The organism is Arthrobacter livingstonensis (assembly GCF_003219815.1).
GTDB classification, from domain to species: Bacteria; Actinomycetota; Actinomycetes; order Actinomycetales; family Micrococcaceae; genus Specibacter; species Specibacter livingstonensis.
Genome location: NZ_QJVD01000108.1, coordinates 1 through 1,168, shown reverse-complemented (window position 1 = coordinate 1,168; position 1,168 = coordinate 1). Strand labels below are relative to the sequence as shown.

1 protein-coding gene is annotated in these 1,168 nt (G+C 61.2%); it reads left to right on the top strand.

Annotated elements, in window-relative coordinates:
- The coding region (locus CVV68_RS22960; protein WP_110503285.1) for an ISL3 family transposase at positions 1-1,162 on the top strand (1,162 nt) is incomplete at its 5' end.
- Positions 1,163-1,168: the final 6 nt, after the last annotated feature.

Sequence of the window (1,168 nt, the reverse complement as noted above, 5' to 3'; positions counted from 1 at the left end):
GTGCGGCGGTGAAGGTATCTCGCGGGACACGGTGACGCGGGAGCTCGGCCATGAACCTTTCGGCTGGCGGCCAACCACTTTGTTGGTACGGATCCGCCGCTATAAATGCACCGGGTGCGGTCACGTGTGGCGGCAAGACACGTCCCAGGCGGCCGAGCCCAGATCGAAGCTTTCTCGCCGCGGCCTGGTGTGGGCGTTGGAAGGCATCGTCTGTCAGCACCTCACCGTTGCCCGTGTCGCGGAGGGGCTGGGCGTGTCTTGGAATACGGCGAACAAGGCTGTGCTGGCTGAAGGGCGACGGGTGCTGATCAATGACCCCACCCGCTTCGACGGGGTAAAAATCATCGGTGTTGACGAGCACGTCTGGCGCCACACCAGGCACGGTGACAAATACGTCACCGTTATCATTGATCTGACTCCGGTCCGTGACAAAAAGGGCCCGTCCAGGCTGCTGGATATGGTCGAGGGCCGCTCTAAACAAGTCTTCGCTTCGTGGCTGAAACAACGCCCTCAGGCGTGGCGGGACGGGGTGGAAGTCGTGGCCATGGATGGGTTCTCCGGGTTCAAAAGTGCTGCCGCCGAGGAACTGCCTGCCGCTGTTGCTGTGATGGATCCGTTCCATGTGGTCCGGCTTGCTGGTGACGCGCTCGATGACTGCCGGCGCCGGGTGCAGCAGGCCACGTGTGGGCACAGGGGACGGGCCGGCGATCCGCTGTACAAGGCCCGGCTGACGCTGCATACCGGTGACGGGTTGCTGACCGAGAAACAACAACAGCGAATCTCTGATCTCTTCGCCGAGGAGAAGCATGTAGAGGTCGAAGCGACGTGGGGTGCTTATCAGCGTATGATCGCCGCCTACCGGGAGAAAGACCCAGCCGAGGGGAAGAAGCTGATGCAAGCCCTCATTGACTCCCTCAGCAACGGGGTCCCCGCGGCACTGAAGGAACTGAAAAAGATGGGTGGAACACTCAAACGCAGGGCCGCCGACATACTTGCGTACTTCGACCGGCCAGGGACCTCAAACGGTCCCACCGAAGCGATTAATGGAAGATTGGAACACCTCCGCGGCTCGGCCCTCGGCTTCCGCAATCTCACCAACTATGTCGCCAGGTCACTGCTGGAATCCGGCGGGTTCAGACCAAAATTACACTCTGGATTCTGAAGAGCC